The 24703-nt window shown below is 65.8% G+C and carries 24 protein-coding genes; 13 read left to right on the forward strand and 11 right to left on the reverse strand.

Going from position 1 to position 24703, the window contains the following annotated elements:
* The first annotated feature begins 188 nt into the window (after positions 1-188).
* From ACE191_RS17875 to ACE191_RS17890, 4 genes are all read left to right on the forward strand, one after another.
* Complete coding sequence (locus ACE191_RS17875; RefSeq protein WP_400193602.1) at positions 189-1766, forward strand: BatD family protein; 1578 nt, start codon at positions 189-191, stop codon at positions 1764-1766.
* Between the two features lie 106 nt (positions 1767-1872).
* Positions 1873-2952, forward strand: a complete 1080-nt coding sequence (gene aroC / locus ACE191_RS17880; protein ID WP_400193603.1) for a chorismate synthase — start codon at positions 1873-1875, stop codon at positions 2950-2952.
* Between the two features lie 103 nt (positions 2953-3055).
* Positions 3056-3256: a hypothetical protein gene (locus ACE191_RS17885; RefSeq protein WP_400193604.1), complete on the forward strand. Its 201-nt coding sequence runs from the start codon at positions 3056-3058 to the stop codon at positions 3254-3256.
* Positions 3257-3369: 113 nt separating this feature from the next.
* Positions 3370-3990, forward strand: a complete 621-nt coding sequence (locus ACE191_RS17890) for a NifU family protein (protein WP_400193605.1) — start codon at positions 3370-3372, stop codon at positions 3988-3990.
* Positions 3991-4098: 108 nt separating this feature from the next.
* Here ACE191_RS17890 and ACE191_RS17895 read toward each other — a convergent pair whose 3' ends face one another.
* The 10 genes from ACE191_RS17895 to ACE191_RS17940 all read right to left on the reverse strand — a co-directional run bounded on the left by ACE191_RS17895 (position 4099) and on the right by ACE191_RS17940 (position 14212).
* Positions 4099-5025, reverse strand: coding sequence for a DUF5777 family beta-barrel protein (locus ACE191_RS17895; protein ID WP_400193606.1), 927 nt, complete (start codon positions 5023-5025; stop codon positions 4099-4101).
* Positions 5026-5038: 13 nt separating this feature from the next.
* Positions 5039-5590: a YceI family protein gene (locus ACE191_RS17900; RefSeq protein ID WP_400193607.1), complete on the reverse strand. Its 552-nt coding sequence runs from the start codon at positions 5588-5590 to the stop codon at positions 5039-5041.
* A 12-nt stretch (positions 5591-5602) separates the two neighbouring features.
* Positions 5603-5980 carry a hypothetical protein gene (locus ACE191_RS17905; RefSeq protein WP_400193608.1) on the reverse strand — a complete coding sequence of 126 codons (378 nt, stop codon included), beginning with the start codon at positions 5978-5980 and terminating at the stop codon, positions 5603-5605.
* An 87-nt stretch (positions 5981-6067) separates the two neighbouring features.
* Entirely contained in the window at positions 6068-7762 is a 1695-nt protein-coding gene (locus ACE191_RS17910) for a hypothetical protein (RefSeq protein ID WP_400193609.1), read from the reverse strand.
* A complete protein-coding gene (locus tag ACE191_RS17915) occupies positions 7749-8339 on the reverse strand; it encodes an RNA polymerase sigma factor (protein ID WP_400193610.1) in 591 nt (196 codons plus the stop codon). Before ACE191_RS17915 ends, ACE191_RS17910 begins: the two co-directional genes overlap by 14 nt.
* 301 nt (positions 8340-8640) lie before the next feature.
* Complete coding sequence (gene secDF, locus ACE191_RS17920; protein ID WP_400193611.1) at positions 8641-11622, reverse strand: protein translocase subunit SecDF; 2982 nt, start codon at positions 11620-11622, stop codon at positions 8641-8643.
* A 162-nt stretch (positions 11623-11784) separates the two neighbouring features.
* Complete coding sequence (locus tag ACE191_RS17925; RefSeq protein WP_400193612.1) at positions 11785-12153, reverse strand: hypothetical protein; 369 nt, start codon at positions 12151-12153, stop codon at positions 11785-11787.
* A gap of 98 nt (positions 12154-12251) precedes the next feature.
* Positions 12252-12881: a uridine kinase gene (locus ACE191_RS17930; RefSeq protein WP_400193613.1), complete on the reverse strand. Its 630-nt coding sequence runs from the start codon at positions 12879-12881 to the stop codon at positions 12252-12254.
* Between the two features lie 130 nt (positions 12882-13011).
* Complete coding sequence (gene rdgB / locus ACE191_RS17935) at positions 13012-13605, reverse strand: RdgB/HAM1 family non-canonical purine NTP pyrophosphatase (protein ID WP_400193614.1); 594 nt, start codon at positions 13603-13605, stop codon at positions 13012-13014.
* A 196-nt stretch (positions 13606-13801) separates the two neighbouring features.
* A complete protein-coding gene (locus ACE191_RS17940; protein ID WP_400193615.1) occupies positions 13802-14212 on the reverse strand; it encodes a hypothetical protein in 411 nt (136 codons plus the stop codon).
* A gap of 208 nt (positions 14213-14420) precedes the next feature.
* Between ACE191_RS17940 and ACE191_RS17945 the strand changes: the two genes are divergently transcribed.
* From ACE191_RS17945 to ACE191_RS17970, 6 genes are all read left to right on the forward strand, one after another.
* Positions 14421-14669: a type B 50S ribosomal protein L31 gene (locus tag ACE191_RS17945; RefSeq protein WP_400193616.1), complete on the forward strand. Its 249-nt coding sequence runs from the start codon at positions 14421-14423 to the stop codon at positions 14667-14669.
* 186 nt (positions 14670-14855) lie between these two features.
* A complete protein-coding gene (locus tag ACE191_RS17950) occupies positions 14856-16094 on the forward strand; it encodes a GlmU family protein (protein ID WP_400193617.1) in 1239 nt (412 codons plus the stop codon).
* 23 nt (positions 16095-16117) lie between these two features.
* Positions 16118-16396: a hypothetical protein gene (locus ACE191_RS17955; protein ID WP_400193618.1), complete on the forward strand. Its 279-nt coding sequence runs from the start codon at positions 16118-16120 to the stop codon at positions 16394-16396.
* A 23-nt stretch (positions 16397-16419) separates the two neighbouring features.
* A complete protein-coding gene (locus ACE191_RS17960) occupies positions 16420-17562 on the forward strand; it encodes an ATP-binding protein (protein ID WP_400193619.1) in 1143 nt (380 codons plus the stop codon).
* Between the two features lie 143 nt (positions 17563-17705).
* Complete coding sequence (gene hemC / locus ACE191_RS17965) at positions 17706-18662, forward strand: hydroxymethylbilane synthase (protein ID WP_400193620.1); 957 nt, start codon at positions 17706-17708, stop codon at positions 18660-18662.
* Positions 18663-18736: 74 nt separating this feature from the next.
* Positions 18737-19120, forward strand: coding sequence for an NTF2 fold immunity protein (locus tag ACE191_RS17970; RefSeq protein ID WP_400193621.1), 384 nt, complete (start codon positions 18737-18739; stop codon positions 19118-19120).
* 85 nt (positions 19121-19205) lie between these two features.
* Here the strand turns inward: ACE191_RS17970 and ACE191_RS17975 are convergent, their stop codons facing one another.
* Positions 19206-19835 carry a DUF2238 domain-containing protein gene (locus ACE191_RS17975; RefSeq protein ID WP_400193622.1) on the reverse strand — a complete coding sequence of 210 codons (630 nt, stop codon included), beginning with the start codon at positions 19833-19835 and terminating at the stop codon, positions 19206-19208.
* A gap of 364 nt (positions 19836-20199) precedes the next feature.
* Here ACE191_RS17975 and ACE191_RS17980 point away from each other — a divergent pair, with 364 nt between their 5' ends.
* From ACE191_RS17980 to ACE191_RS17990, 3 genes are all read left to right on the forward strand, one after another.
* Positions 20200-20904 (forward strand): peptidylprolyl isomerase, encoded by a 705-nt coding sequence (locus tag ACE191_RS17980; protein WP_400193623.1) that lies wholly within the window; start codon positions 20200-20202, stop codon positions 20902-20904.
* Positions 20905-20931: 27 nt separating this feature from the next.
* Complete coding sequence (locus tag ACE191_RS17985; protein WP_400193624.1) at positions 20932-21834, forward strand: SDR family oxidoreductase; 903 nt, start codon at positions 20932-20934, stop codon at positions 21832-21834.
* A gap of 106 nt (positions 21835-21940) precedes the next feature.
* A complete protein-coding gene (locus ACE191_RS17990) occupies positions 21941-24595 on the forward strand; it encodes a S8 family serine peptidase (protein WP_400193625.1) in 2655 nt (884 codons plus the stop codon).
* The last annotated feature ends 108 nt before the right edge of the window (positions 24596-24703 follow it).

The following is a 24703-nucleotide window of genomic DNA, read 5'->3' on the forward strand; positions in this document are numbered from 1 at the left end:
GTGGAAGCCAGTGGGTAACCAGAGGATTGGCGGGGGGAAGTGTGCCAGCTTTTACGCCCCCCGTAGAAAATCGGTGTCGAATTCGGTCAATTTCTACTTAAAAAAATTATAAGCTCAGCAATAAACACTACCTCTGCCGAGCTTGCGGCCGCGGGGCATAACTGGCATTTCTGCGTAGTTTTGACTGAATGCCATTCCGAGTGTTTTTCTGGGTGTGGGGCCTGGTTGCGGTCCTGTTAGCTGGGCTGCTGATCCTGGTTGGCCCCGTTGCGGCCCAGCAGCCGGCGGTGCCCCCGGCTCCCGTGCCCGTAGCCCCGGTGCCGGGTGGGGCGGCCGCCACCCCGCCCGTGGGGCAGCAGGCCGAACTGGTGCTGGGCCGCACCACCTTTCCCATCAACGAGTACTTTACCATTGCCCTGCGCCTGCGCGGGGCCCCGCTCGAGCGGTACTCGGCCTTCCCCGACATCGAGGGGTTCAAGAAAAGCGGCAAGTCGTCGACCACTACCACGCGCATCGTGGGCGGGCGGGCCACGGTGGAGCTGCTGCTCACCCAGCGCTACGCCGCCTTCGCCGAGGGTGACTTCGAGCTGAAGCCGTTTTCGCTCACCGTCAACGGCCAGGTAGTGCGCTCGGTGGGCGCCACGCTGCACGTGGGGGCGCAGGTAGCACCCGCTGCGCCGAGCGCAGCCGCCAAGCCGCCCCTGCAGGGCATTGGGTCGCTCGATCAGCTGTTTGGCAAGCCTAAACCGCAGGATTACATCGAGCCGCGCGACAACGCCTTCCTGGCGTTGGTGCCCGACAAAGCTAGGGTATGGGTGGGCGAGCCGCTGCACGTGGGCTTGTACTTCTACCTGGCGCCCGCCGACCAGGGCCTGCTCGACTTTCACCGCTTTGCCGAGCAGCTGCCCGCCCTGCTGCGCCAGCTGCGGCAGCCCTCGGCCTGGCAGGAAACCTTCGACGAAACCGACATCGTGCCCGACTCGGTGCGGGTGGGGGGCAAGCCGTTTCTGCGCTACCGCCTCTACGAGGCGGTGTACTACCCGCTGAATGCCCGCCCCCTGCAGTTTCCGGAGCTGAGCCTGCAGATGAAAAAGTACCGGGTGGCCAAGAGCCCGGTGGAAGGCGCTGATAATCGCCTGGTGGGCTACAAAACCTACCGCAGCGCGGCGCGCACGGTGCCGGTGCAGCCCTTGCCCCCCAATGCCAACGCCCCGGCGGTGGCCGTGGGCCGCTACCGCCTGCTCGAAGGCATCGACCGCACCACCTTCCGCACCGGCCAGAGCATTGGCTACACGATAACGCTGGAAGGCGAAGGCAACCTTACTGCCCTGCCGCTGCCCACGGCGCTGGTGCTGCCGGGCCTGGAGCTGTTCGGCCCCGAGGTGCGCCAGGAAATAACCCGTCAGAACGGGCGCGTGGGCGGCCGCAAGGTGCTGCGCTACCGGCTGGTGGCCCGCCAGCCCGGTACCTACCGCCTCGACAGCCTGCTGGCCGTACCGGTGTTCGACCCCGAAACCGGGCGCTACGCCGCACTGCGGCCCGAGCTGGTGCTCACCGTGCAGGGCCGCCCGGTGCGCCCGGCCACCGAGGCCGCTGCCTTCATTCGCACCGATCCGTTTTACGCCCAGCACATTCCCACCGCCGACAACACCCTGCAGGCCCGCGATACGCCCCGGCAGGTGCGCCGCTACACCTACGCCGTGCTGGGCGTACTGGGCATGCTGGCCGTGCTGGGCTGGTGGCGGGCTGGCCTGCCGCGCGGCTGATGCCTGCTGGGGCCGCAACAATGGCGTCCGCTGCCGGTAGTGTTGCCGCCAGCTTTTAGTAGCTACCCGCCCGGGGCCGGGCTCTTTTCCTTCCGCAATCCTTCGCATGAGCAATTCTTTTGGCACCCTGTTTCGCATCAGCACCTTCGGCGAGTCGCATGGCCCCGGCATTGGCGTCGTTATCGACGGCTGCCCGGCCGGGCTGCCGGTGGCGGTGGCCGACATTCAGGCCGCGCTGGACCGCCGCCGCCCGGGCCAGTCGGAGCTGACGACGCCGCGCAATGAGGCCGACCAAGTCGAAATCCTGTCGGGGCTTTTTGAGGGCGTTACCACCGGCACGCCCATCAGCCTGCTGATTCGCAACCAGGATCAGCGCAGCCACGACTACACGCACACCCAGCACGCCTACCGCCCCTCGCATGCCGACTACACCTACGACCAGAAGTACGGCCGGCGCGACCACCGCGGCGGCGGCCGCTCGTCGGCCCGCGAAACGGCGGCGCGAGTGGCCGCCGGGGCCGTGGCCACACTGCTGCTGCGCCACCACGGCATCGAAGTGCGCAGCTACGTGTCGCAGGTGGGGGCGGTGGCCGTGCCCCTGGGCTACGAGCAGCTCGACCTGGGCCTGATTGACTCGAACCCCGTGCGCTGCCCCCACCCCGAAACGGCCGAGCGCATGGCCGAGCTGATCCGGCAGACCCGCGACCGGCACGACACGGTGGGCGGCATCGTGACGGGCGTGGCCACCGGCGTACCAGCCGGGCTGGGTGAGCCGGTGTTCGATAAGCTGCACGCCGAGCTAGGCAAGGCCATGCTGAGCATCAACGCCGTGAAAGCATTCGAGTACGGCTCGGGCTTCGCAGGTACGCTGCTGTTCGGCTCGGAGCACAACGACGCATTTTACACCGACGAAGCCGGCCGGGTACGCACCCGCACCAACCACTCGGGTGGGGTGCAGGGCGGCATCAGCAACGGGCAGGACATTTACTTCCGCGTGGCCTTCAAGCCGGTGGCTACCATCCTGCAGCCCCAGCAAACCATCGACGACCAGGGCCGGGCCGTGGAGCTGGCCGGCCGCGGCCGCCACGACGCCTGCGTGCTGCCCCGCGCCGTGCCCATCGTGGACGCCATGACCGCGCTGGTGCTGGCCGACATGCTGCTGCGCGCCCGCGCCAGCCGGCTCTGAGGGGGTGCCCGGTTCGGTAGTTGCGGCAAGAAATAAGGGCTGTTCAGCTGACTATAAACCAGGCAAGTTTGCACTATTCCACCGAATCGGGGGTTTACAAGGCATGAAGGTATTCTGGAAACAATACGATGTGGCCTGTGCCTGTGCCGACTTGAGTACGGCGGCGTTGCGCACTCAGCGTGAAACCAGCTTCCACCAAGACCAAGCCCACTTCTGGGCCGGCGTTAAACGCGAGCTGCGCGCAGCCCTGCGCAACGCCGAAACCACCTTGCTGCTGGGAAGCCGCCCCGTGCTGCCGGGCTAGGCGGCAGGCCACACAATCTGCTACTTTTGCAACCGCAGGGCCGGTGTCGCGGTTATAGTCCCGGCCACCCTGCGGTTGCCTTCTCTCTCTCCCGTAAGCAGCTCGTTACTACCATGAATACTACTGCCCCCGCCGGCTCGGTTTCCATTTACGCCGAAGCCTCGCCCAACCCCGAGTCGATGAAGTTCGTGCTTAACGCCCAGCTCGTGAGCGAGGGCGTGAGCGTGGATTATCCCTCGGCGGCCGAAGCCAGCAACTCGCCCCTGGCCCAGGAGCTGTTCAAGTTCGATTACGTAGGCCGCGTGTTCATTGCCGCCAACTTCGTGACGGTCACCAAGACCACCGACCACGCCTGGACCCAGCTCATTCCCGAGCTGCGCACCTTCCTGAAGTCGTACGTGGAGTCGGGTGGCCCCATTTTCCTGGTCGACCCCGCCGCTGAGCAACGCTCGGCCCAGCAGGCTGCCAGCGAAGGACATTCGGCCGAAGACCAGGAAACGGCCCAGAAGATCATCGATCTGCTCGACAACTACGTGCGCCCCGCCGTGGAGCAGGACGGGGGCAACATCACCTTCAAAAGCTACCGCGAAGGCGTGGTGACGGTGAACCTGCAAGGCTCGTGCTCGGGCTGCCCCTCGGCCACCGTCACGCTCAAATCGGGCATCGAGAACCTGCTCAAGCGCATGGTGCCGCAGGTAACCGAGGTGGTTGCCGAAGGTGTAACCACGTTCTAGCCCCAGGATTCCTCCGGCTTCCGGTAACCTGTTTCGGTACCGCTCCCCAACGCACAACGCCCGGCCGGCCTGGTCGGGCGTTGTGCGTTTCAGGCAATCGTCGAGGCGTTACTCGCGGAGCCTGCCGGTGGCAAACGAACGGCTGATGTTGAAGCCGAAGTAGATGTCGCCGTCGAAAAAGTCGCCGGCGGTGCGGGGCAGAAACAGCGGCTCCACCATGGCCTGGGCATTGGTCAGGTGCAGCTGAAACACGTGGCCACCGGTTTCGATGTCGAAGCCCAGCGCCAGCGGGTTGCGCCCCTGCGCCGCGGCCTGCTCCGACAGCACGTAGTAGTACTCGGCCGTGAGGGCCAGGCGGCGGGTAAGCTTCTGGCGCACGGCCCCGCCCAGGGCCAGCACGTCGTGGTCGTCGGTGGTGCGCGGTACCAGGTTGCGGTGCACCAGCGTGGGCATCAGCTGCACCGACAGCCCCGGGCTGAACTTGCGGGCCACCAGCGCCTGATAGGCGTAGGCCAGCCGGGTACCCAGCTTCCGGTCGGCGCCGGTGCTGTATTTGAGCGTGTTGAGCGTGCTGGCTGCCATCAGCGTCACGGTAACCGGGGTGGCGCGCGGGCCGGTGTGCTGGCGCAGCAGCTTGTATTTGAGGAAGGCGTCGTAGGTTTTGTCGAGGGAGCTGCGCCCCGCACCCAAGGCCAGGCGGTCGGTCAGACCGTATTCCAGCCCCAACCGGATGGTGGCCTGGTCAAGGCCGAACAGGTTGTAGGCGCCGCTGTTGAGCGTGCCGAAGCGGTGGCCGATCAGAAACACCAGCGTGCGGCCCGGCGGCGTTTCTACGGAGTGGCCGTTGACGATGCGCGTACCCTTGAAGGTGGCCGTGGCAAAATCGGGCGCGGTGCTGTCGGCGGCCTGCTGCTCGAGCTGGCGGAGCAGGTCGTCCTGGGCTGCGGCCGGCGCGGCGCGCAGCAGCAGGGCCAGCAGCAGCAGTGCCGGAAGCCGGCCGCCCGGAGCGCTTTTGATAATGGATAAACAGGTCATCGGCGTAACGGAATCAGGGTTGGGGCGCGCACACCGCCTGCACGCGCACGGTTACCGACTTGGCAATGTGTTCCCGCACCAGGGCCGGAATCTCGATGTGGTAATCGGCCGGGGCTACGTCGAAGCGGGTGGTGGCCACCAGTTGGGCGCCTTGCCGCTCCAGGGTACCGGGCACCCGAATGCGGCGCTTCACGCCGCGAATGGTTAGCTCGCCCTCCACCTGCACGGGCACCGCGCCGCTGGCCGGCAGCCCGGCGGCGGGCCAGTCGAGCAGACGTCCGCTGAACGTGGCCCGCGGGTACTTGTCCGACTCCACATAGTTCTCGTTGAAGTGCTGCTGCATCAGCCCGTTGGCAAACACGAACTCCTTCATGGGCACCACGAAAGCGAGCTGCTGCGTGCCCAGGTCGATGGACGCCGCGACCTGGGTGTTGCGGGCCGAAATGTCCTCGAGCGGGGCCGACGAAAAGAACGTGACGGTGCCCGCCCGGGCGGCGTATTTCTGGGCCACCGCCGGCAAAACGAGCAGCAGGCCGGCGGCCAGGGCAATCAGCAGCGGTTTCATACGGCAGCCGGATTAGTTATTGGGGGCCCCGGCCTGTACCCAGGCGCGCAGGCGGGCCACGTCGCAGTCGGCCAGCTTGGGGGCGTTTTTGGGCATGGCGGGGTAGCCGGGCGCGTGGCTCACTACGCCCAGCAGGCTGGGCAGGCCGGCATACACTTTCACGGTAGCGTAGTCGCTCAGGTCGATGCCGGCTTCGGGGGCGGGGCCGCTGTGGCAGGAAACCCCGTTCTGGTTGTAGCAGTGCTGTTGGAGCAGGGGCTGCACGTGGCCCGCGTAGGTAACCATTGCCGGCTCGCAGGCCGGCGCAAACAGCTCTTCCTCGGTTTGGTAGGTGCAGCTGCCCAGCCCGGCAGCAGTCAGTAACAGCAGCAAGAGGAGCGCTCGGGACATGGCAGTGGGGCGGAAACGGATGGACAATAAGGCAGCGGCCGGGCCAGCAGACCGGATGACGCAAAGCAGGAAGTAAGGCGGGGCCGTTTACAGGCCGTATTTCACGCCGAGGAACAGGCCGCCGCTCAGCAGGCGGATCTGGCCGTAGCCCACCCCACCGAGGGGAACTTTGACGAAGGGCTCGGCCTGCAGGCTCCAGCGCCCGCCGAGCTGCCGCTCGTAGCCCGCCGAGAGGTTGAGCACGCTCAGCAGGTGGCGGCCGCCGTTGCTCAGGCGCTTGTCCCAGGTGTAGGTCACGGGCTCGTTGTAGCGGCCGCGCACCACGTAGTGGTAGTAGTAATGCTCGCGCCGCATGAAAAACGACGACAGGCCCAGGCTGACGAAGGCCTGCTGGCGCTGGTCGCTGAGCCAGTCGTAGCGCAGGTTCAGCGGCACGTCGAGGATGGTGCAGGTGCCCTGCACCCAGTCGTAGTTGACCGGGTAGGGGCTGGGGGGCGAGTAGGGTAGCCGGTAATCTTCGCGGCGGGCGCGGTAGTCCTTGTCGGAGCGAATCAGCCCGGTGCTCAGGCGCAGGCGGGAGTTGAAGCGATACTCCAGCAGGGCGCCGAAGTTGGTGCCTGGTGACTTCACGTCGGCAAACTTGACGGTACTGAAGTCGGGCGAGTACAGCAGGCCCAGCACGAGGCGGTGGCCCAGTGGGCGCCGCGGTGCCGGCTCAACCACAAGCGAATCGACCGCGGGCAACGGATGAGCGGTCAGGACCGGCAGCCCGGTTCCGGCAGGTAGCTCCGGCTGGCTAATGCGAAACGCCAGCAACGGGTACGAGCTGGCCGCGGCCGGATCGGCCGCTATTTCGGCGGGTGCCGTTGGGTTTTCCGGAGAAGAAGCAGCCGGGGCGGCAGCGGCGGGCATGCCGCTTCTGGCCGTGGCTGAAGTACTGCTTGCATTCTGATCAGCGGCGCCGGACTGATCCGTTGCAGGGGCGGCGGGGCGGTGGGCGGCGGATTCGCGGGCGGCTACCGGGGGCGCCTCACCTTGCCGGGCTGCGCTACTGGAAGCCTGTTGAGCCAGGGTGTTGGTATCGGCACTACCGGGGGGCCCGGAAAGGGCCGCCGACTCAGGGGACGTCAGCCCCGCCGCGGCCGGTGCCGTGCCGGCCGCGGACTCACCAGCGGCAGCCCTGCTCGCCAACGCTGCCAATTCAGGTTGTGCCGGCTTGGTAGCTACCAAAGCTGGCTTGGCCGGCGGCGTAGCTGGGGCCAGGCGGACAACTGCGGGCGGACGGCTGCGGGCGGCCAGCAGTGCGTGGGTAGCGGTGGGTTGCCGGGGCGAAGCAATAGTGGCCGGAGAGGCAGCGGCCGGAGCCATTACGGACGGCGGCTGGGTTGCCCGCGAAGCAGCGGCAGCAGCAGAGGCTGCGGCAGTAGACGCCGCCGGGGCGGGCTGAACCTGGGCCAGGGCGGGCGCAGCCGACTGGTTGGGCGAATCGAGGCGGGTAGCGGCGGCGGATGGGGTAGCGGCCGAAGACGTCGCGGCCAGCGGCTGGGAAGGGGCCAGTTCGCGGAAGCCCAGCCACAGCAGCAGCAGCAAGCCCACGGCCGCTATTTCGGCGGCGAACAGGCGCGCTACCCGGCGGCGGGCCAGGCGCTGGGCGTCGGCGGCTTCGAGCTGCTGCTCCATGCGCAGCCACGCGCCCAGGGGCACTTCGTCGTCCGGGTAGTCGTGGGCCCCCCGCCGGAACAGTGCGTCCAGTTCTTCATCCGACAAGTCAGGCGTAGGCATGGTGGGCGGTTTTAAGCAGCATGGCCTTGAGGTGGGCCCGGGCTTTGGACAGATTGGATTTGGAGGCTCCGACGGAAATGCCCAGCTGCTGGGCAATTTCCTCGTGGGTGAAGCCGTCGATGACGTAGAGGTTGAACACGGTGCGGTAGCCGGGGGTGAGGCGCTGGATAAGCTGCAGCAGCTCGTCGTAGGCCAGGGAATCGAGGGCGCTGGCGCCGGTGTCGGGGTGGTAGTTGCTGACCTCGTCGAGGTCCTGCTGGTGCTGGTGCTTTTCGGTGGCGCGGTAGTGGTCGATGGCGGTGTGAATCATGATGCGCTTGAGCCAGCCGCGGAACGAGCCGTTGAGCTCGTGCTTGGTAACGTCGAAGCGGATGATGTCGCGGTAGATTTTCATAAAGCCGTCGTTTACGGCTTCCATGGCCTCGTCGCGGGTGCGGGTGTAGCGCAGGCACACGCTCATGGCGTAGCTGTAGTAGCGCAGATACAGCTGCCGCTGGCATACCCGATCGGCACGGCGGCAGCCGGCCAGGATGGCCAGTAAGGCTTCGGCGGCGACGTGGTCGGGCTGGGGGGACACGGCTACGGGGGAGAGTTACTGCCTACTCGGCGGCGGCAGGTAAAAAGGTTGCCCGGATCTGTAAAAAGTTACGCATTTGGGCGCAATGCCCACTACCGATGGCGAAAGCCCCGGGTGCGACAATGCAAAATCAAGCTTGCCGCGCGGCAACGGCCCGTTTCAACCCCAGGGAGCGGCGGCTCAAACGGGCGGCGCGGCAACAAATGCCGTGGCGGGACAAAACAAAACCGCCCGGCCACTGGGGCCGGGCGGTTTGCCAAATCGTCCCCGAAATCCTGGGGACCCGTCGAATCCGTGGTTTTTACTGCACGGCGGTGGAAAGCTTGGGCGCGTCGGCGGGGGTGTTGCCGAGGTGCTGCTTTTCCTTGTCGCCGTAGGTGTCCAGAATCAGCGGGGCGGCGATGAACAGCGAGGAGTAGGTACCCGCCAGCATGCCGATAATCATGGCGAAGGAGAACGAGCGCAGCGTTTCACCGCCGAAGATGAACAGCACTACTACTACCATCAGCACGGTGGTGGCCGTAATCATGGTGCGCGAGAAGGTGCTCACCAGGGCGGGGTTGACTACCTGGGCGAAGGTGAGTTTGGGGTTCTCGTGCAGGTACTCGCGGATGCGGTCGTAGATAACCACGGTGTCGTTCATGGAGTAGCCCAGCACCGAGAGCACGGCGGCCACGAACACCTGATCCATTTCCAGGTTCAGGCCCAGGGCGCGGGCAATGGGGTAGGTGGCAATGATGAACAGAGCATCGTGGAACAGGGCCACTACGGCGGCCATGGAGTACTGCCACTTTTCGAAGCGGAACAGCACGTACACGAAGATGGCGACCAGCGTCAGGCCCAGGCTCAGGATGGAGGTGCGCTTAATGTCGTCGGCAATGGTGGCGCCCACTTTCGAGGAGCTGCGGATCTGCGGGTCGTCGGCGCCGAACTCGGCCAGGCCTTTGAGCAGGGCCGATTCGACTTTCTTGTCGGCTTCCACGCTCTCGTCGTCGGCCAGGTAGCCGGTGGTGATGCGCAGGCGGCTGTTCGAGCCGTAGGTTTTCACTTCGGTGCCGGCGTTCTGGAAGTCGTCGAGCAAAGCTTCGCGCACGTCCGACGATACTTCGGCCTTGTTGAAGTCGACCACGTAGGCGCGGCCGCCGCGGAAGTCTACGCCCAGGTTGGGGCCGCCCTGAATGGCCATCAGCACGAAGCCGATGGTGATGTACACGGCCGAACCAATGTAGGCCAGCTTGCGCTTGCCCACGATGTCGAAGTTGACGCCCTGGAACAGCTTGCGCGAAAGGAAGGTGGAGAAGGTGATGGCCGAGCTTTCCTTGCCCTTGGTGAGCCACTCGATGATGAGGCGCGACACGAATACGGCCGACAGGAACGAGGTGAACACGCCGATGCCCAGGGTAATGGCGAAGTTCTGCACCGGGCCCGTACCGAAGAAGCCCAGAATGATGGCTACGATGAGGGTGGTGACGTTGGAGTCGAAGATGGCCGAGAAGGCGCGCGAGTAGCCCTTGTTGATGGCGTCCTTAACGAGCAGGCCGTGGCTGAGCTCTTCGCGGATGCGCTCGAAGATCAGTACGTTGGCATCGACCGAGGTGCCGATAACGAGTACCATACCGGCAATGCCAGGCAGGGTGAGGGCGGTGCTGAACTGGGCCAGTACGCCCAGAATCAGGAACATGTTGAACAGCAGGGCGGCATCGGCTACCAGACCGGCACGGCCGTAGTAGAAGGCCATGAAGATCATGATGACGGCCAGGCCGGCCAGCGAGGAGTAGAGGCCCTGGTTGATGGCTTCCTGGCCGAGCGAGGGACCCACTACGGCTTCTTCCACGATGCGCGTGGGGGCGGGTAGCTTACCGGCCTTGAGCACGTTGGCCAAATCCTGGGCTTCCTCGATGGTGAAGTTGCCCGAGATGCTGGAGTTGCCGCCGGCAATTTCCGACTGCACCACCGGGGCCGAGTACACGTAGTCGTCGAGCACGATGGCCACCTGCTTGCCGATGCTGGCGGCGGTGAGCTTCTGCCACTTCTTGGCGCCCGAGGGGTTCATCTGCATGCTCACTTCGGGGCGGCCACCCTGGTCGTAGTCCTGGCGGGCGTCCGATACCACGTCGCCGCCCATGGGGGCGTTGCCGCCGGCCTGCTTGCGGATGGCGTTCAGCTGCAGGTATTCCTGCTTGTCGATGGTGGTGGGCTTCACGTCCCAGAGGAACGTGAGGTTGGCGGGCAGCACGGCGCGTACTTCGGGCGAGCGGAGCAGGTCGTTCACGCGGGCGGTGTCGCGGATGTTGGCGCCCAGCGTGCCGGGCATAGTGAAGTACTTGGCCAAGCCGGTGCCGGCCTGCTGGGCCGTGGCGGCCGTGTCGGTTTTAGCGTTTTTCTTGGCCAGCTGGCTGGCCAGCGAGGTCGAGTCGGCGGCAGTTGCGGCGGTGTCGACGGCAGCGGCGGGCGGAGCAGCGGCGGCGGTAGCGCCGGCGCTGCCGGCGGCGTCGCGGGCCTTGATGATTTCGTCGAGCTGCTGCAGGTAGGGGAAGAAGTCCTGCTGGGGCCACACTTCCCAGAACTCCAGCTTGGCCTGGCCCTGGAGCAGCTTGCGCACGCGGTCGGGGTTGTCGACGCCCGGCAGCTCAATCTGGATGCGGCCGGTGCCTTTCACGCGCTGGATGTTGGGCTGGTTCACACCGAACTTATCGACGCGGGTGCGCAGGATGCGGAAGGCGCGCTCAATGGCTTCCTCCACTTCCTTGTCGACTTCGGCCAGCACTTTCTGGTCGGTCGAGTTGTAGTCAATGCCGCGGCTCTTGTTGGTGGTGTTGGCGAAGATGCGGGCCAGCTTGTCGCCGGGCGCTACCTCGCGGAAGGCCTGGGCAAACAGGGCGGTGAACGAGGTGGAGGGGTTCTGCTTCTGCAGCTGCTGGGCGCGGGTGAGGGCCTGGTTGAACTTGGGGTCCTTGGAGTTGCCGGCCATGGCCCGCACAATCTCCACCGGCGACACTTCCAGCGTCACGTGCATGCCGCCTTTCAGGTCGAGGCCGAGGCCCAGCTCCGAGGCGCGCACGTCGCGGTAGGTGTAGTCGACGCCGAGAATGTTGGTGACTGGGGCGCGCCACACCGAGTCGAGGTAGTGCTGGCGCTGCTGCTGGTCGACCTTGCCGTTCTGAGTGGCGTACTGCACGGCGTCGTTCTGCACGCGCCGCGAAATGAAGGTGAAGTAGAGGAAGTAGAAGCACAACGCCGACACGATAAGCGTCAGCGCAATGACCAAACCTTTGTTACGCATGTAAGGGGTACTAAGTAATGAGCAATGAACGGGAGCAATTGGCCGGTGCCAGCCCCAATCGACGGTCAGAGGCTCCGGGCCCGGCTGGGGCCGGGGAGCGGCGCAGTGCGTGGACGCACCTGGCCAATTGCCCGTAGTCGATTGTTAAAGGCGGCTGCCTGTTTAGGGCGCGTGCGGCGACAGCGCCGAGCCCAGCAGGCGGGCGCCAAACCAGTTGGGCCGGGCCTCGGGCCGGGGGCGCGGGGCTGCGGGCTGGGGGCGGTAGGTAGCAAACAGCCGGGCCTCGGGCGCGGGCGGCAGCCAGCCATCGACGGCGGGCAGCAGCCAGGGAGCCAGCGAGGCCGTGGCTTCGAGGGTTACTTTCTGCTTGACCACCGTGCCCTTGGGGGCGCCCTGCAGCTGGGGCACGTTGGCCTTGGCGGGGGCCGCACGGAAGGTGGCTACGGCCTGGTTGTTCAGCCCCACTACCAACAGCAGCGTGACAGCCAGCAGGCTGAAGCGCAGACGGGGCAATATGGCGGTGAACAACAACACGTTGGGGCAGTAGGGTTGCAAATATAGCCAAACGGCCCGCTTCGGAAAAGAAGCGGGCCGTTTAACACGGTTTTTGCCCTAGCGGCGGCTTGCTGCTAAGCCGGCTGCTGATGCACCTTGGTTTTCAGGAACGACACGAGCACGTCGAGGCCGCGGTCGAAGTGGCGGTTGTTGGGAATGATCAGGTCGGCGTCGTGCTTGAAGGGCTTGATGTACTTCTCGTAGGTGGGGGCCACGTGGTGGGTGTAGCGGTAGAGCACGTCCTCCAGGTCGTAGCCGCGCTCGTCCCGGTCGCGCACGATGCGGCGCAGCACTTTCACGTGCTCCCGGGCGTCGATGTATACCTTCAGGTCGAGCAGCTTGGCCACTTCCTCGAAATAGAACACGAAGATGCCCTCCACCACCACGATGGGGGCCGGATTGAACACCAGCTCCTTGGGCGTGGCGCCGGGGTTGTTGAAAGTGTACTCGGGGCGGCGCACCTCCAGGCCCTGGCTGATGCGCAGCACGTCGGCGGCGTAGGCGGCCGAGTCGATGGAACCGGGCAAATCGAAGTTGGTGACGCCCTGGTCATCTACCTGCTGGCTTTCCCGCGGGTGGTAGTAGTTGTCCTGGGAAATCAGGCAGATTTCGTCTTCGGAAAACGAGGAAAGCAGGCGGCGCAGGAAGGTGGTCTTGCCCGAGGCGCTGCCCCCGGTAATGCCGACGATGAAAGGTTTTTGCATGGGGGAAATACCGGACCTGTGGCTGGTTCAACCTTGCAAAAGTACGGAGCCGCCCCCGAAGAACCGGGAAAATGTGTGTCGGCCGCTCCCAGAAAGCCGCCCTGGCGGCGGGCACGCGCTTACGGGCGGCCTAGGCCAGGCGCGGCAGCCGGTTGAGGAACGCCACCAGCTGGCCGACGGCGCGGGCGCGGTGACTGAGCTGGTTTTTCTCGTTCAGCGCCATTTCGGCGAAGCTGCGCCCGTCGCCCTCGGCGGGCACGAATACCGGGTCGTAGCCAAAGCCGCCGCTGCCGCGCTGCTCCGGGGAAATCTGGCCCAGCACCTCGCCCGCAAACAGGTGCTCGTCGGTTTCACTGAGCACCAGGGCCACCACCGTGCGGAAGCGGGCCGATCGGTCGGCGTGGGGCCGCAGCTCGTGGAGCAGCTTCTGCACGTTGTCGGCGGCCGAGCGCTGCGGGCCGGCGTAGCGGGCCGAGTACACCCCGGGGGCGCCGTGCAGGGCGGTTACTTCCAGGCCGGTGTCGTCGGCAAAGCAGGGTACGCCGTAATGCTCCCACACGTAGCGGGCCTTCTGGCGGGCGTTACCCTCCAGGGTATCCTGGGTTTCGGGCAGCTCCTCCTGGCAGCCAATGTCGGCCAGGCTCAGCAGCTCGGTGCCGGCCGGCAGCAGGGGCCGGATTTCCTCCAGCTTGTGGGCATTGTTGGAAGCAAAGCAGAGGCGCATGGGGTGGGGTAATGAGGTGACAGGTGACAGGTGACACGTGACAGGTTGCGGGGACCAGGGAAGCGCAACGGCCGTGGGGCAAAAGTACCGTTGCCGACCGCGCACAAAAAAACCGGCCGTGCCGGTTATCTGATCTAACTCCCCAGGAGTACCACCCTGTCACCTGTCACCTGTCACCTGTCACCTGTCACCTGGCTTACCGGAACATCGACTTGATGCTGCCCCAGGAGCGCTGCACGGCGCTGGGCGTCTGGGTAAGGTTGGTGGTGTAGGTTTGGTCGCCGGTGCTGGCGTGCACGGTGAGGCGGTAGGTATAGGGCCCCCCGCTGGTGGTAGTGGCCGTGCCGCCGCGGTACAGGTTGGCGTCGGTGTACTGGTAGCGGCGCTGCCCGGTGGGCGTCACGTTGATAACGCGCTCGAAGGGCTCGTTGCCGCTGCGCCGGTGCAGGTCGAAGGAGTTGACGCCGCTTTCGCTGACCACCTCCCACTCGATGCGCACGGAGGTACCGTCGGGCGTGGCTTGAAACAGCGTGACGGTGACGGCCCAGGCCGCCGGCACGGCCACCAGCAGGGCCAGAAAGAGCAGGAGTAGCGGTTTGCGGATCATGCGGCGCGCGGCGGAGAGGGTGGGGAAGGGCGGGGACAACGGGCCGAAGCGGACCAAAAATAACCAATTCCGGGAATTACCAGCACCACACAAAGAGGGGAGGGCGGAAAAAAGCCTCAACGCTTTTGATTTCAGCGCCAAGCATGTACCTTTGCCCTCCCTTCCGCAAAATCGGCAGGGCCCCAAGGCATTAACCGCTTTTCGCGTCATGAAAAAAGACATCCACCCCGAGTACCGCGAGGTAGTGTTCCAGGACACCTCGAGCGACTTTAAATTCATCACCCGTTCGACGATGACCTCGAATGAGACCATCACGATGGAAGACGGCAAAACCTACCCCGTCATCAAGGTGGAAGTTAGCAGCCAGTCGCACCCGTTCTACACGGGCAAGAACATGTTCATCGACACCGCTGGTCGCGTGGAGAAATTCCGCACCCGCTACGCCAAAAAAGCTTAAGCAAGCTGCTTGTTGCGGGTTGGCGGCGGCCTTGTTTCGCCGGCAACCTCGCACCGAAAACTCCCGCCGGCCCTGCCGGCGGGAGTTTTTGTTTTTCAACTGGCGCCGGAACGCGACCTTTGCGCCCGGTGCGCGGCCAACAACCAGCTAGCGGCGCGCCCCGTCTACCGGTAACTGACTTCCCTGATGACCGTTCTGCTCTTTGACGACCCGGCTATCCGGCCCCACCTGCTGCCCTTCACCTTCACGCGGCCCGTGGCGGCACTGCGCTGCGGCATTCTCACCATCGCCGAAAAGTGGCAGCACCGCCTCGGCAGCGAGGTACACTACCTCACCGAGCCTTACCTGCAGGCCAAGTTCCCCGCCGCCCCGGCCCAGGGCCCAGCCCTGGTTATCAACGGGGCCGTGTGCCCCGACGACGTGCTGACCCGGCAGGTGCAGGGGCTGCAGCCCGGCGAGGCGCTCTATTCCGACGAGGTGCTGGTAGCCGCCCACCTGGCCGACGCTACGAAAGTTGCCGAGCTGATCCAGGACGGCTTTGCCAAAACCACGGAAACGGCCGAGCCGGTCACCGTCATCAGCCGGCCCTGGCACCTGTTTCTGCGCAACGGCGCCGAAATCCGCCGCGACTTTGCCCTGCTCACCCAAGGCCGCGAGTCGCAGCCGGTGGGCGATGCGCACACCATCGTGTACGCTCCCGAAAACATCTTCATCGAGGAAGGCGTGAAGATCCGGGCGGCTATTCTCAACGCCGAAAACGGCCCCATTTACCTGGGCCGCAACTCGCAGGTGCACGAGGGCGCCATCATCAGCGGGCCGCTGGCCCTGGGCGAGGGCGCCCACATCAACCCCGGCGCCAAGATGCGCGGCGACAACACCGTAGGACCGCACTGCAAGGTGGGTGGTGAGGTAGGCAACTCCATCCTGCTGGGTTACTCCAACAAGGGCCACGATGGCTACCTGGGCAACTCGGTTATCGGCGAGTGGTGCAACCTGGGGGCCGACACCAACACCTCGAACCTGAAAAACAACTACGCCCCGGTGAAGGTGTGGAGCCACGCCGCCGGCCGCTTCGTGAACACCGGCCAGCAGTTCTGCGGGCTGATGATGGGCGACCACAGCAAGTGCGGCATCAACACCATGTTCAACACCGGCACGGTGGTGGGCGTGGCGGCCAACGTATTCGGGGCGGGTTTCCCCAGGCAGTTTATTCCTTCCTTCAGCTGGGGCGGGGCTTCGGGCTTCGAAACCTTCCGCCTGCCCAAGGCCGGCGAGGTGGCCGAGCGCGTCATGGCCCGCCGCCACCTGCCCTACGACGAGGTGGAGCAGGCCATCATGGCCAAGGTGTACGAGCTGACGGTGAAAGACCGCGTGTGGGAGCGAACGGCGGCGCCCGCGGGCGGCGAGGTAAGCTTTGAACTGTAGAACAACTGATTTTCTGAGCTGATATGGCCGAGGAACAACAGCCGTTGCGCGGGGCCGATTACGGCATGGCCGCCTTTCTGGTCGCCGCGCTGGTGGGCGGCAACTTCCTGGATTTCGTCACCTCGTGGCGCATCGGGCTGGTGTCGCTGGTAATTACGGCGGCGGGCATCTGGCTGCTGCTGAAAGTGCTGCGCCGGCCGCTGCCCATTTCCAAAAAAGCCCTGTACGCGCTGGGCATTGCCATGCTCACCATGGCCTTGCGCATCGGCGCCTTCACGCTGCTGCGCAAATATTTGCAGTAAGCGGCTTTCCCCGACTGGCTACTATGCGTTTCGCTGATATTCCCGGGCTGGAAGAAGTAAAGCAGGTGCTGGTGCAGAGCGTGCAGCGCCAGCACGTGGCCCACGCCCAGCTGTTTCGCGGGCGCGAAGGCTCGGGGGCGCTGGCCCTGGCTTTGGCCTACGCGGCCTACCTCAACTGCGAAGACCGCCAGCCCCAGGACTCCTGCGGCCTCTGCCCCAGCTGCCGCAAAATCGACCGGCTGGTGCACCCCGACCTGAACTTCATTCTGCCGGTAACCACCACCAAGCAAGTCAGCAAGGACGCGCTCAGCCACAAGTTCGCGGCCGAGTGGCGCAGCTTCGTGCTGACCGAGGGCGGCGCCTATCAGGGGCTGAACGACTGGATGCAGCACATTGGGGCCGAAAACAAGCAGGGCAACATCTCCAAGGACGAGGCCGTGCAGCTGCTGCGGCTGGTGTCGCTCAAGGCCTTCGAAGCCCAGTTCAAGCTGGTAGTTATCTGGCTGCCCGAGCTGATGCACCCGGCCGCGGCCAACGCCGTACTCAAGCTGCTGGAAGAGCCGCCGCCCGCCACCGTGTTTCTGCTGGTGTGCCAGCAGCCCGACAAGCTGCTGCCCACCATCCTGAGCCGGGTGCAGCTGGTGCCGGTGCGCCAGTTCCGCGACGAGGAAATTACCCAGCACCTGGCCGGGCAGTACGCGGTGCCCGAGGTGAAGGCCCGGCAGCTGGCCCAGATCAGCGAAGGCCACCTGGGCGCGGCCCTCTCGGCCCGCAGCCACGACGGCGGCAACGACTACTTCGGCACCTACGCCGACTGGATGCGCGCCTGCTACGCCCCGAGCCTGGAGAAAATCGTGGCCGCGGCCGATGCCTTTCAGAAAATGGGCCGCGAAAACCAGAAGGAGTTTTTGCAGTATGCCCTGGGCCTTACCCGCAAGGTGCTGCTCTACGGCCTCGACCCGCAGCTGGTGCCCCACCTGCCGGCCCAGGAGCAAACCTTCATCAGCCGCTTCTGCCAGTTTGTGCACCGCCACAACGCCGACGACCTGACCCGCGAGCTGAACGACGCGCACTTTCACATCGAGCGCAACGCCAACCCGCGCATGGTGTTCGTGGACGCTTCCCTGCAGCTAGCCGACTACCTGCGCGCCCCAGCGAATGATTGAATGAAGAAATGACTGAATGATTGAATGTCGTTCTGACTGCGCCAGCCGCGCGGCTCCGCGCCTCCCGAACGTCAATCACTAAGTCACCACCTCGCTCATTCACCCATTCAATCATTCACCCATTCAATCATTCACTCATCGCTATGTCCCACTTCCCCATTCGCATCGGCACCCGCGGCAGCAAGCTGGCTTTGTGGCAGGCCAATCACGTGGCCGATACCCTGCACGCCGCCGGCCTGCGCACCGAAATCGTCATCATTACCACCAAGGGCGACGTGGTGCTCGACCGCTCGCTCGATAAGATTGGGGCCAAGGGCGTGTTTACCGAGGAGTTGGAGGAAAGCCTGCGCACCGGCCAGATCGACATTGCCGTGCACAGCGCCAAGGACGTGCAAAGCCATTTGCCCGACGACCTGGAGCTGCTGGCTTTCATGAAGCGCGAGCAGGTCAACGACGTGGTGGTGAGCTTCGACCCGGGCTTCTCGCTCGACCGGCCCGACATCGTGCTGGGCACCAGCAGCACCCGCCGCCGCGCCCTGCTCAAGCGCCACTACCCCCATGCCATTACGGCCGAGGCCCGCGGCAACCTGCAAACGCGCCTGCGCAAGCTCGAAGAAGGCCAGTACGACGCGCTGGTGCTGGCCTACGCCGGCGTGCACCGCATGGAGTACGACGAGCTGATCGTGAGCGTGCTGCCCCAGACGCAGTTTATTCCCGCTGCCGGCCAGGGCTCGGTGGCCATCGAGTGCGCCAAGAGCCTCGACCTGCCCCGCAAGCTGGCCCTGCGCAATCTGCTCGACGACCCCGACACCCATACCTGCCTGCAGGCCGAGCGCGCCTTCTTGCGCACCATGGAGGGCGGCTGCAGCATTCCCTCGTTTGCCCTGGCCACCTATACCGACGAAGGCACCCTGCAGCTGCACGGCGGCCTCATCAGCCTCGACGGCCAGCAGTACGTGGAGGAAATCCGCAGCACCACTGACCCCGCCGCCGCCGAGGAGCTGGGCCACGCCACCGCCCAGGCCGTGCTCAGCCGCGGCGGCGTGCAAATTCTGGCCGACATCCGTCAGCACCGCGACTCGGAATCGGCTACGTTTTAGCCCGCGGTGGTGGCACGACTCAAAGTCGTGGCACTACTACGTTTAAGCTGCCCGTTCCAACCAATTACAAGCTCATGCGCCGGTTTTCGCCCATCTGCACCCTTGGCATGATACTGCTCAGCGCCTCCGCATTCGGGCAGCAGCCGGCTGATCAAAACCGCAAGCAGGCGCGGGAAAAGTGGCTGGCCGAGATGCTGCAGGAGCCGGTGGAGCGGCGGATTCTGGTACGGCCGGTCATCCGAAACGAAAAGATGGCAGTGGCAATTGCCGAAGCCTATGCCTTCAGCGTTTACGGCGAAAAGCAAATTAAGGAACAGCGCCCCTACCACGTGGAGCTGATAAACGGGTACTGGGTAATTTATGGGCGCTTGCCAGAGCCCTATGACGTTGGAGGGTTCCTTGAAATCGTGCTCGATGCCAAGGACGGCCGGGTGGTGCGGTTCCTGCACAGCAAGTAAGGCCGCTACGGATAGCCGCCGGAACGGAATGAGCGGCGCATTTATGCGCTAGCCAGAAAGTAAACCTAGCGCTTTGGAAGCGGGACTAATGCCGTGCCGGCTCCGGCTCGGCGGGCGCCGAGCCGGTAACTGCGTACAGCCCCAGGGCCAGCACGGCCCCGCTGGTGTCGGCCAGCATGTCCTTCTGTGCGTCCCAGATGTCGCCCTGGCTGCCCAGGAACGCGGCGCCGGCGTCGCCGCCGGCCGTGGCGGCGTAGAGCCACTCGATGATTTCGTAGCTCATGGCCACTGTGCCGATAACGCAGAGCGCCAGCAGGTAGGCCACCCAGCGCACCCGCACCGTGCGGGTGCGGTCGAGCTGCTCCAGAATGGCGTAGGCAAAAAAGCCCACGCTCACGTGCGCTACCCTATCGTACATGTTGCGCTCGAAGCCCAGTAGCTGGTTGAACCAGTCGAAGGGCACCCGCTCGAAGGTGTAGTAGCCGCCGATGGTGTGCAGGTAAATCAGCACGCTCATCAGCGCGTAGGCCAGGTTGGAAAAGCGCGTGCCGCGCCGGTACAGCAGCACCAGCGCGGCCACAATGAGCACGATGGGCAGGTTTTCGGCTACCCAGGTGCCGCGCTCGTGGGGCGTAATGGCCAGGGCCGCAAACAACACGAGGTAGGCTGCCAGCAGCAGCTTGGGAAACCAGGCAGAGGGGGAAGAAGAGGGCATGGCGGAAGGTAAAGCTGCGCCGTGTACGGCCCGCGCCGCCGCGGGTAGGGCCACGGGGGCAATCGGCAAGGCCGGGGACTACCAGTCAGTGCATGATGAAACGTTTTTCCGCCCGGCGACTAAAGCGTTTCACGCTGCTTGAAACGTTTTCAGCGCAATGGCCCAAAACGTTTCATTCCGTCTGAAACGTTTTGACGAGCCGGTGAAAAAACGTTTCATCTACGCGGGGGCCGCTCGGGCAACGGAATACCGGAACAACCGGGGCTGGCCCGCCTTCCCGAAACCGCGTAGCTTCGCAATGGCAAAGCGGCCCCGTTATCTGCCGCTTCCGCCGGCTTTTATTCTGCCACCCGACCTTCCACTTATGTTTGCTTCCCTGCGTCTTACCGCCACAATAGCCGCCCTGTTGCTGGCCGCCGCCCCGGCCGTGCAGGCCCAGCAGCCCGCCGCTGCCACCGAAACCAAGACTAAAACCAAGGTGAAGGCGCCCAAACCCAGCAAAAAAGACGAGCTGGTGACGCTGACTGTGACCCAGAACGGCACCGCGCTGGGCGAGATTCGCCTGCTGACCTACGAGCAGACGCCCCTGCACCGCGCCAACTTCCTGGCTAAGGCCAAAAGCGGCTTTTACTCCGGCACTACCTTCCACCGCGTTATTCCCGACTTCATGGTGCAGGGCGGCGACTTCAACTCCAAGGACGAGGACCCCAACAACGACGGCATGGGCCAGCCCAATGACCCAACCATTACGGCCGAAATCCGCCCCGAACTCAAACACAAGCGCGGCGCGCTGGCCGCCGCCCGCCAGGGCGACTTCGTGAACCCCACCCGCGCCAGCAGCAGCAGCCAGTTCTACATCGTGCAGAACCCCAAGGGCACGCCCCACCTCGACGGCCAGTACACCGTGTTCGGCCAGGTCATCCAGGGGCAGGAGGTAGTCGATAAGATTGCCCAGACGCCCCGCAACGAAATGGACCGCCCCACCGAGGCCGTGAAAATGACGGTGAAGGTGGAAAAGCTCAGCAAAAAGAAAATCACCAAGCTCTACGGCTACACCTACGGCAATTAATCATAGCTATCAACTAATGATAAACTCATGCGTCTGCTGATCACCGGAGCCAACGGCCTGCTGGGCCAGAAGCTGGTGGAGTTGCTGCACCGCCAGCCCGAAGTGGAACTAGTAGCCAGCTCGCGCGGCCACAACCGCCTGGCCGACCGCTACCCCGCGCTGCGCTTCGAAACCCTCGACGTGACCGACGCGGCGCAGGTGGAGGAAGTCATCGGGCGGGTGCGGCCCAGCCACGTCATTCACACTGCGGCCATGACCAACGTGGACGAGTGCGAGCTGAACCAGGACGCCTGCTGGCTCCAGAACGTAACGGCCACCGCCCACCTGGCCCACGCCTGCGCCGCCCATGCCGCGCACCTGACCCACCTGAGCACCGATTTCATCTTCGACGGCTCGCACGGGCCGCTCACCGAGGACGCCGCGCCCAACCCCATCAGCCACTACGGCCGCAGCAAGCTGGCCGCCGAGCAGGCCGTGCAGGCAACCGCCGGCCTGCGCTGGGCCATTGCCCGCACGGTGCTGGTGTACGGCGTGCTCCACGGGGGCGGGCGCACCAACATCGTGCTCTGGGTGCGCGACTCGCTGCGCGCCGGCAAGCAGATAAAGGTCGTCAACGACCAGTGGCGCACGCCCACCCTGGCCGAGGACCTGGCCCAGGGCTGCTGGCTGATAGCCCGCCAGAGCGCCCGGGGCGTCTACAACATCTCGGGCCGCGAGCTGCTCACGCCCTACGCCATTGCCCGGCAAGTAGCCGCCCACTTCGGCCTCGAGGCCTCGCTCATCGAGGAAGCCGACGGCTCGACTTTCACCCAGCCCGCCCGGCGGCCGCCGCGCACCGGCTTCGTCATTGGCAAAGCCGAGCAGGAACTGGGTTACCGCCCGCACTCCTTCGCCGAGGGTATCGACATCGTGGCGGCCCAGGCACCATAAGGGAGTGGGTGGGGCGGACGTTTTTCGCCCGCGCGGGCTATCTTTAACGATGGACACTGCCGTCAGGTAAAGTCCACTCGCGCCACCAACCCAACCAAAACCACCGATGACCTTTCCCCAGCCGCCCCGCGAATTCCGCTCATCCTGGAAACGCGGGTTGCTGAGTTGCTGGCTGCTGCTCTGCGGGGCGGCTGCCGCGGCCCAGTCGGCCAGCCCGGCCGATAAGCTGGCGCCGGCCCTGCAGAACCTGGCCGCCCGCGGCAGCAAAAGCCCGGCGCAAACGGTGCGCGTGAGTTCTGCCCAGCCTGCGGCGCTGCGCGAGTGGGCGGCGCGAGAGCTGCCCCAAGCCCGCTTTCGGCCGCTCACGCCCGAGGTGCTGGAGGTGTCGGGGCTAAGTGCCGCGCAGCTGCCCGCGCTGGCCGCTTCGCCCTTCCTCACCTTCGTCGATGTGGCCCGGCGCCCGGGGCGGGAAGAGCGGCTTATCAGCTTCAACGACCTGAGCGCCAACCGGGCCAGTGTGGTGCACCAGCAGCTGCCCCAGCTCAGCGGCGCGGGCCTCACGGTGTCGGTCAAGGAAAACGCCTTCGACCCGGCCGACATCGACTTCAAGGGCCGGGTGCTGGCGGCCCCCAGCGGCGCGCCCGTCTCGCCGCACGCCACCATCATGGCCACCATCGTGGCCGGGGCCGGCAACTCGGGCCCCACGGGCAAAGGCGTGGCCTGGCAGGCGCGGCTGACTCCGGCCAGCTTCGCCTCCTTTCTGCCCGACGACGGCCAGGCGCTGACGCAGGCCGGCGTGTCGGTGCAGAACCACTCCTACGGCTCGAGTGCGGGCATCGAAAACTGGTACGGGCTGGAAGCGCGCGAGTACGACCGGCACACCCGCCTGTTTCCGGGCTTGCTGCACGTATTCTCGGCCGGCAACTCGGGCACCGATACCAGCCCCAGCGGCCCTTATGCAGCGGTGCCGGGCTTTGCCAACCTCACCGGGCAGTTTAAGATGGCCAAGAACGTGCTGAGCGTGGGTGCCACCGATGCGCTGGGGCAGGTGGCCGCGCGCAGCTCCCGCGGCCCGGCCTACGACGGCCGCGTGAAGCCCGAACTGGTGGCCTACGGCGACGGCGGCACTTCCGAGGCGGCGGCCATGGTGTCGGGCATTGCCCTGCTGGTGCAGCAGGCCTACCGCGACGGGCACGGCGGCGCCCTGCCGACGGCCGCCCTGGTGAAGGCCGCGCTGCTCAACAGCGCCGACGACGCCGGCCGGCCGGAAGTAGACTTTGCCACCGGCTTCGGCCGCGCCGACGCCCTGGGCGCCGTGCAAACCATTCGCGAAGGCCGCTTTGCCGCCGGCAGCAGCAGCCCCGGTGCCACGCAGACGTTTCCACTCACCGTGCCCGCGGGCATGCGGCAGCTGAAGGTAACCCTGGTGTGGCCCGACGCCGAGGCGGCCGCCAACGCCCCGCGCGCCCTGGTCAACGACCTCGACCTGGAACTGGTGCAGCCCGCTACCGGCCGGCGCTGGCGGCCCTGGGTGCTGAGCAGCTACCCCCACGCCGACTCGCTGCAGCTGCCCGCCCGCCGCCGTGCCGACCACCTCAACAACGTGGAACAGGTAACCCTGGCTTTGCCCGACGCAGGCAGCTACGAGGTGCAGGTGCGCGGCTTCGACGTGCCCGTGGGTCCGCAGGCCTTCAGCCTGGCCTACGAGTGGGAGGCCACCGGCCTGAGCTGGACCCGCCCCCAGGCCGGCGACGACCTGCGTCCCGAAGAAAGAAATACGCTGCGCTGGCAGTGGCGCGGGCCAGCCGCGACGGGCCGGCTGGAGTACCGCCCCGTCGGCAGCACGGCCTGGCAGTTGGTTGAGGCCGCGGTGAACCTAGCCGACGAGCAGTGGGCCTGGACGCCGCCGGCGGCCGAGCAGGTAGCCGAGCTGCGCCTGAGCGTGGGCAGCAGCGCCTGGACTTCGGAGAAATTCACTCTCACCCGCCGGCCCCTGCCGCAGGTGGGTTACGCCTGCCCCGAAGAAGTTCTGCTGTACTGGCCCCGCACGACCGGCGCTACCCAGTACCAGCTTTACCGCGTGGGGGCTACCCACCTTGAGCCGCTGGCTTTGACCGCCGACACAGTGCTCGTCATCGACCGCCGGCAGCAGCCCGAGACCTACGTGGCCGTGGCGCCCATCCTGCAGGGCCTGGAAGGCAGCCGCAGCTACACCGTGGGCTACAACGAGCAGGAAACCAGCTGCTACGTGAAAAGCTTTCAGCCCCGCCAGCTGGTCAACGACACGGCCGTCTTCGACCTGGAGCTCGGCAGCACGTTCCGGCTGCAGTCGGCCACCCTGGAGCGGCGCAGCGGCGCGGGCTTTGTGCCGGTACAGACGGTGGCGCCCGTGACGCAGCTGCGCCTGAGCCTGGCTGATCGGCTGCCGGCTTCTGGCCGCTACGAGTACCGCGTGCGCCTCGAAACCACCGACGGGCGGCAGTACTACTCCCAGACCGAGCCCATCTTTCAGGCCCTGGCCGGCGACGTGCTGGTATTCCCTAACCCCGTGCCCAGTGGGCAGCTGCTGAACATTGTGACTACCGAAAGCGACGGGGTGGAGTTGAGCATATACGACCTGCGCGGCCGCCTGCTGCGCCGCAGCACCGAGGCCAGCGCCATCATCAGCTTAAACCCCGCCGGCCTGCCGCAGGGCACCTATCTGGTACACGTGCGCACGCCGCGGGGGCAAACTACGGTGCGGCGGATAGTGGTGCTGTAGCCTGGCAGCGGGCAGTGCTTTTTTCTGTCGCCCGCTGCCAAGGGGCCCGGCTCGGCATGCTCCGACGCAACTTGCCCCCGAATCGAGCAGCATCAGTCCAGGCACTGC

Source organism: Hymenobacter sp. B81, assembly GCF_044628455.1.
Classification (GTDB): domain Bacteria; phylum Bacteroidota; class Bacteroidia; order Cytophagales; family Hymenobacteraceae; genus Solirubrum.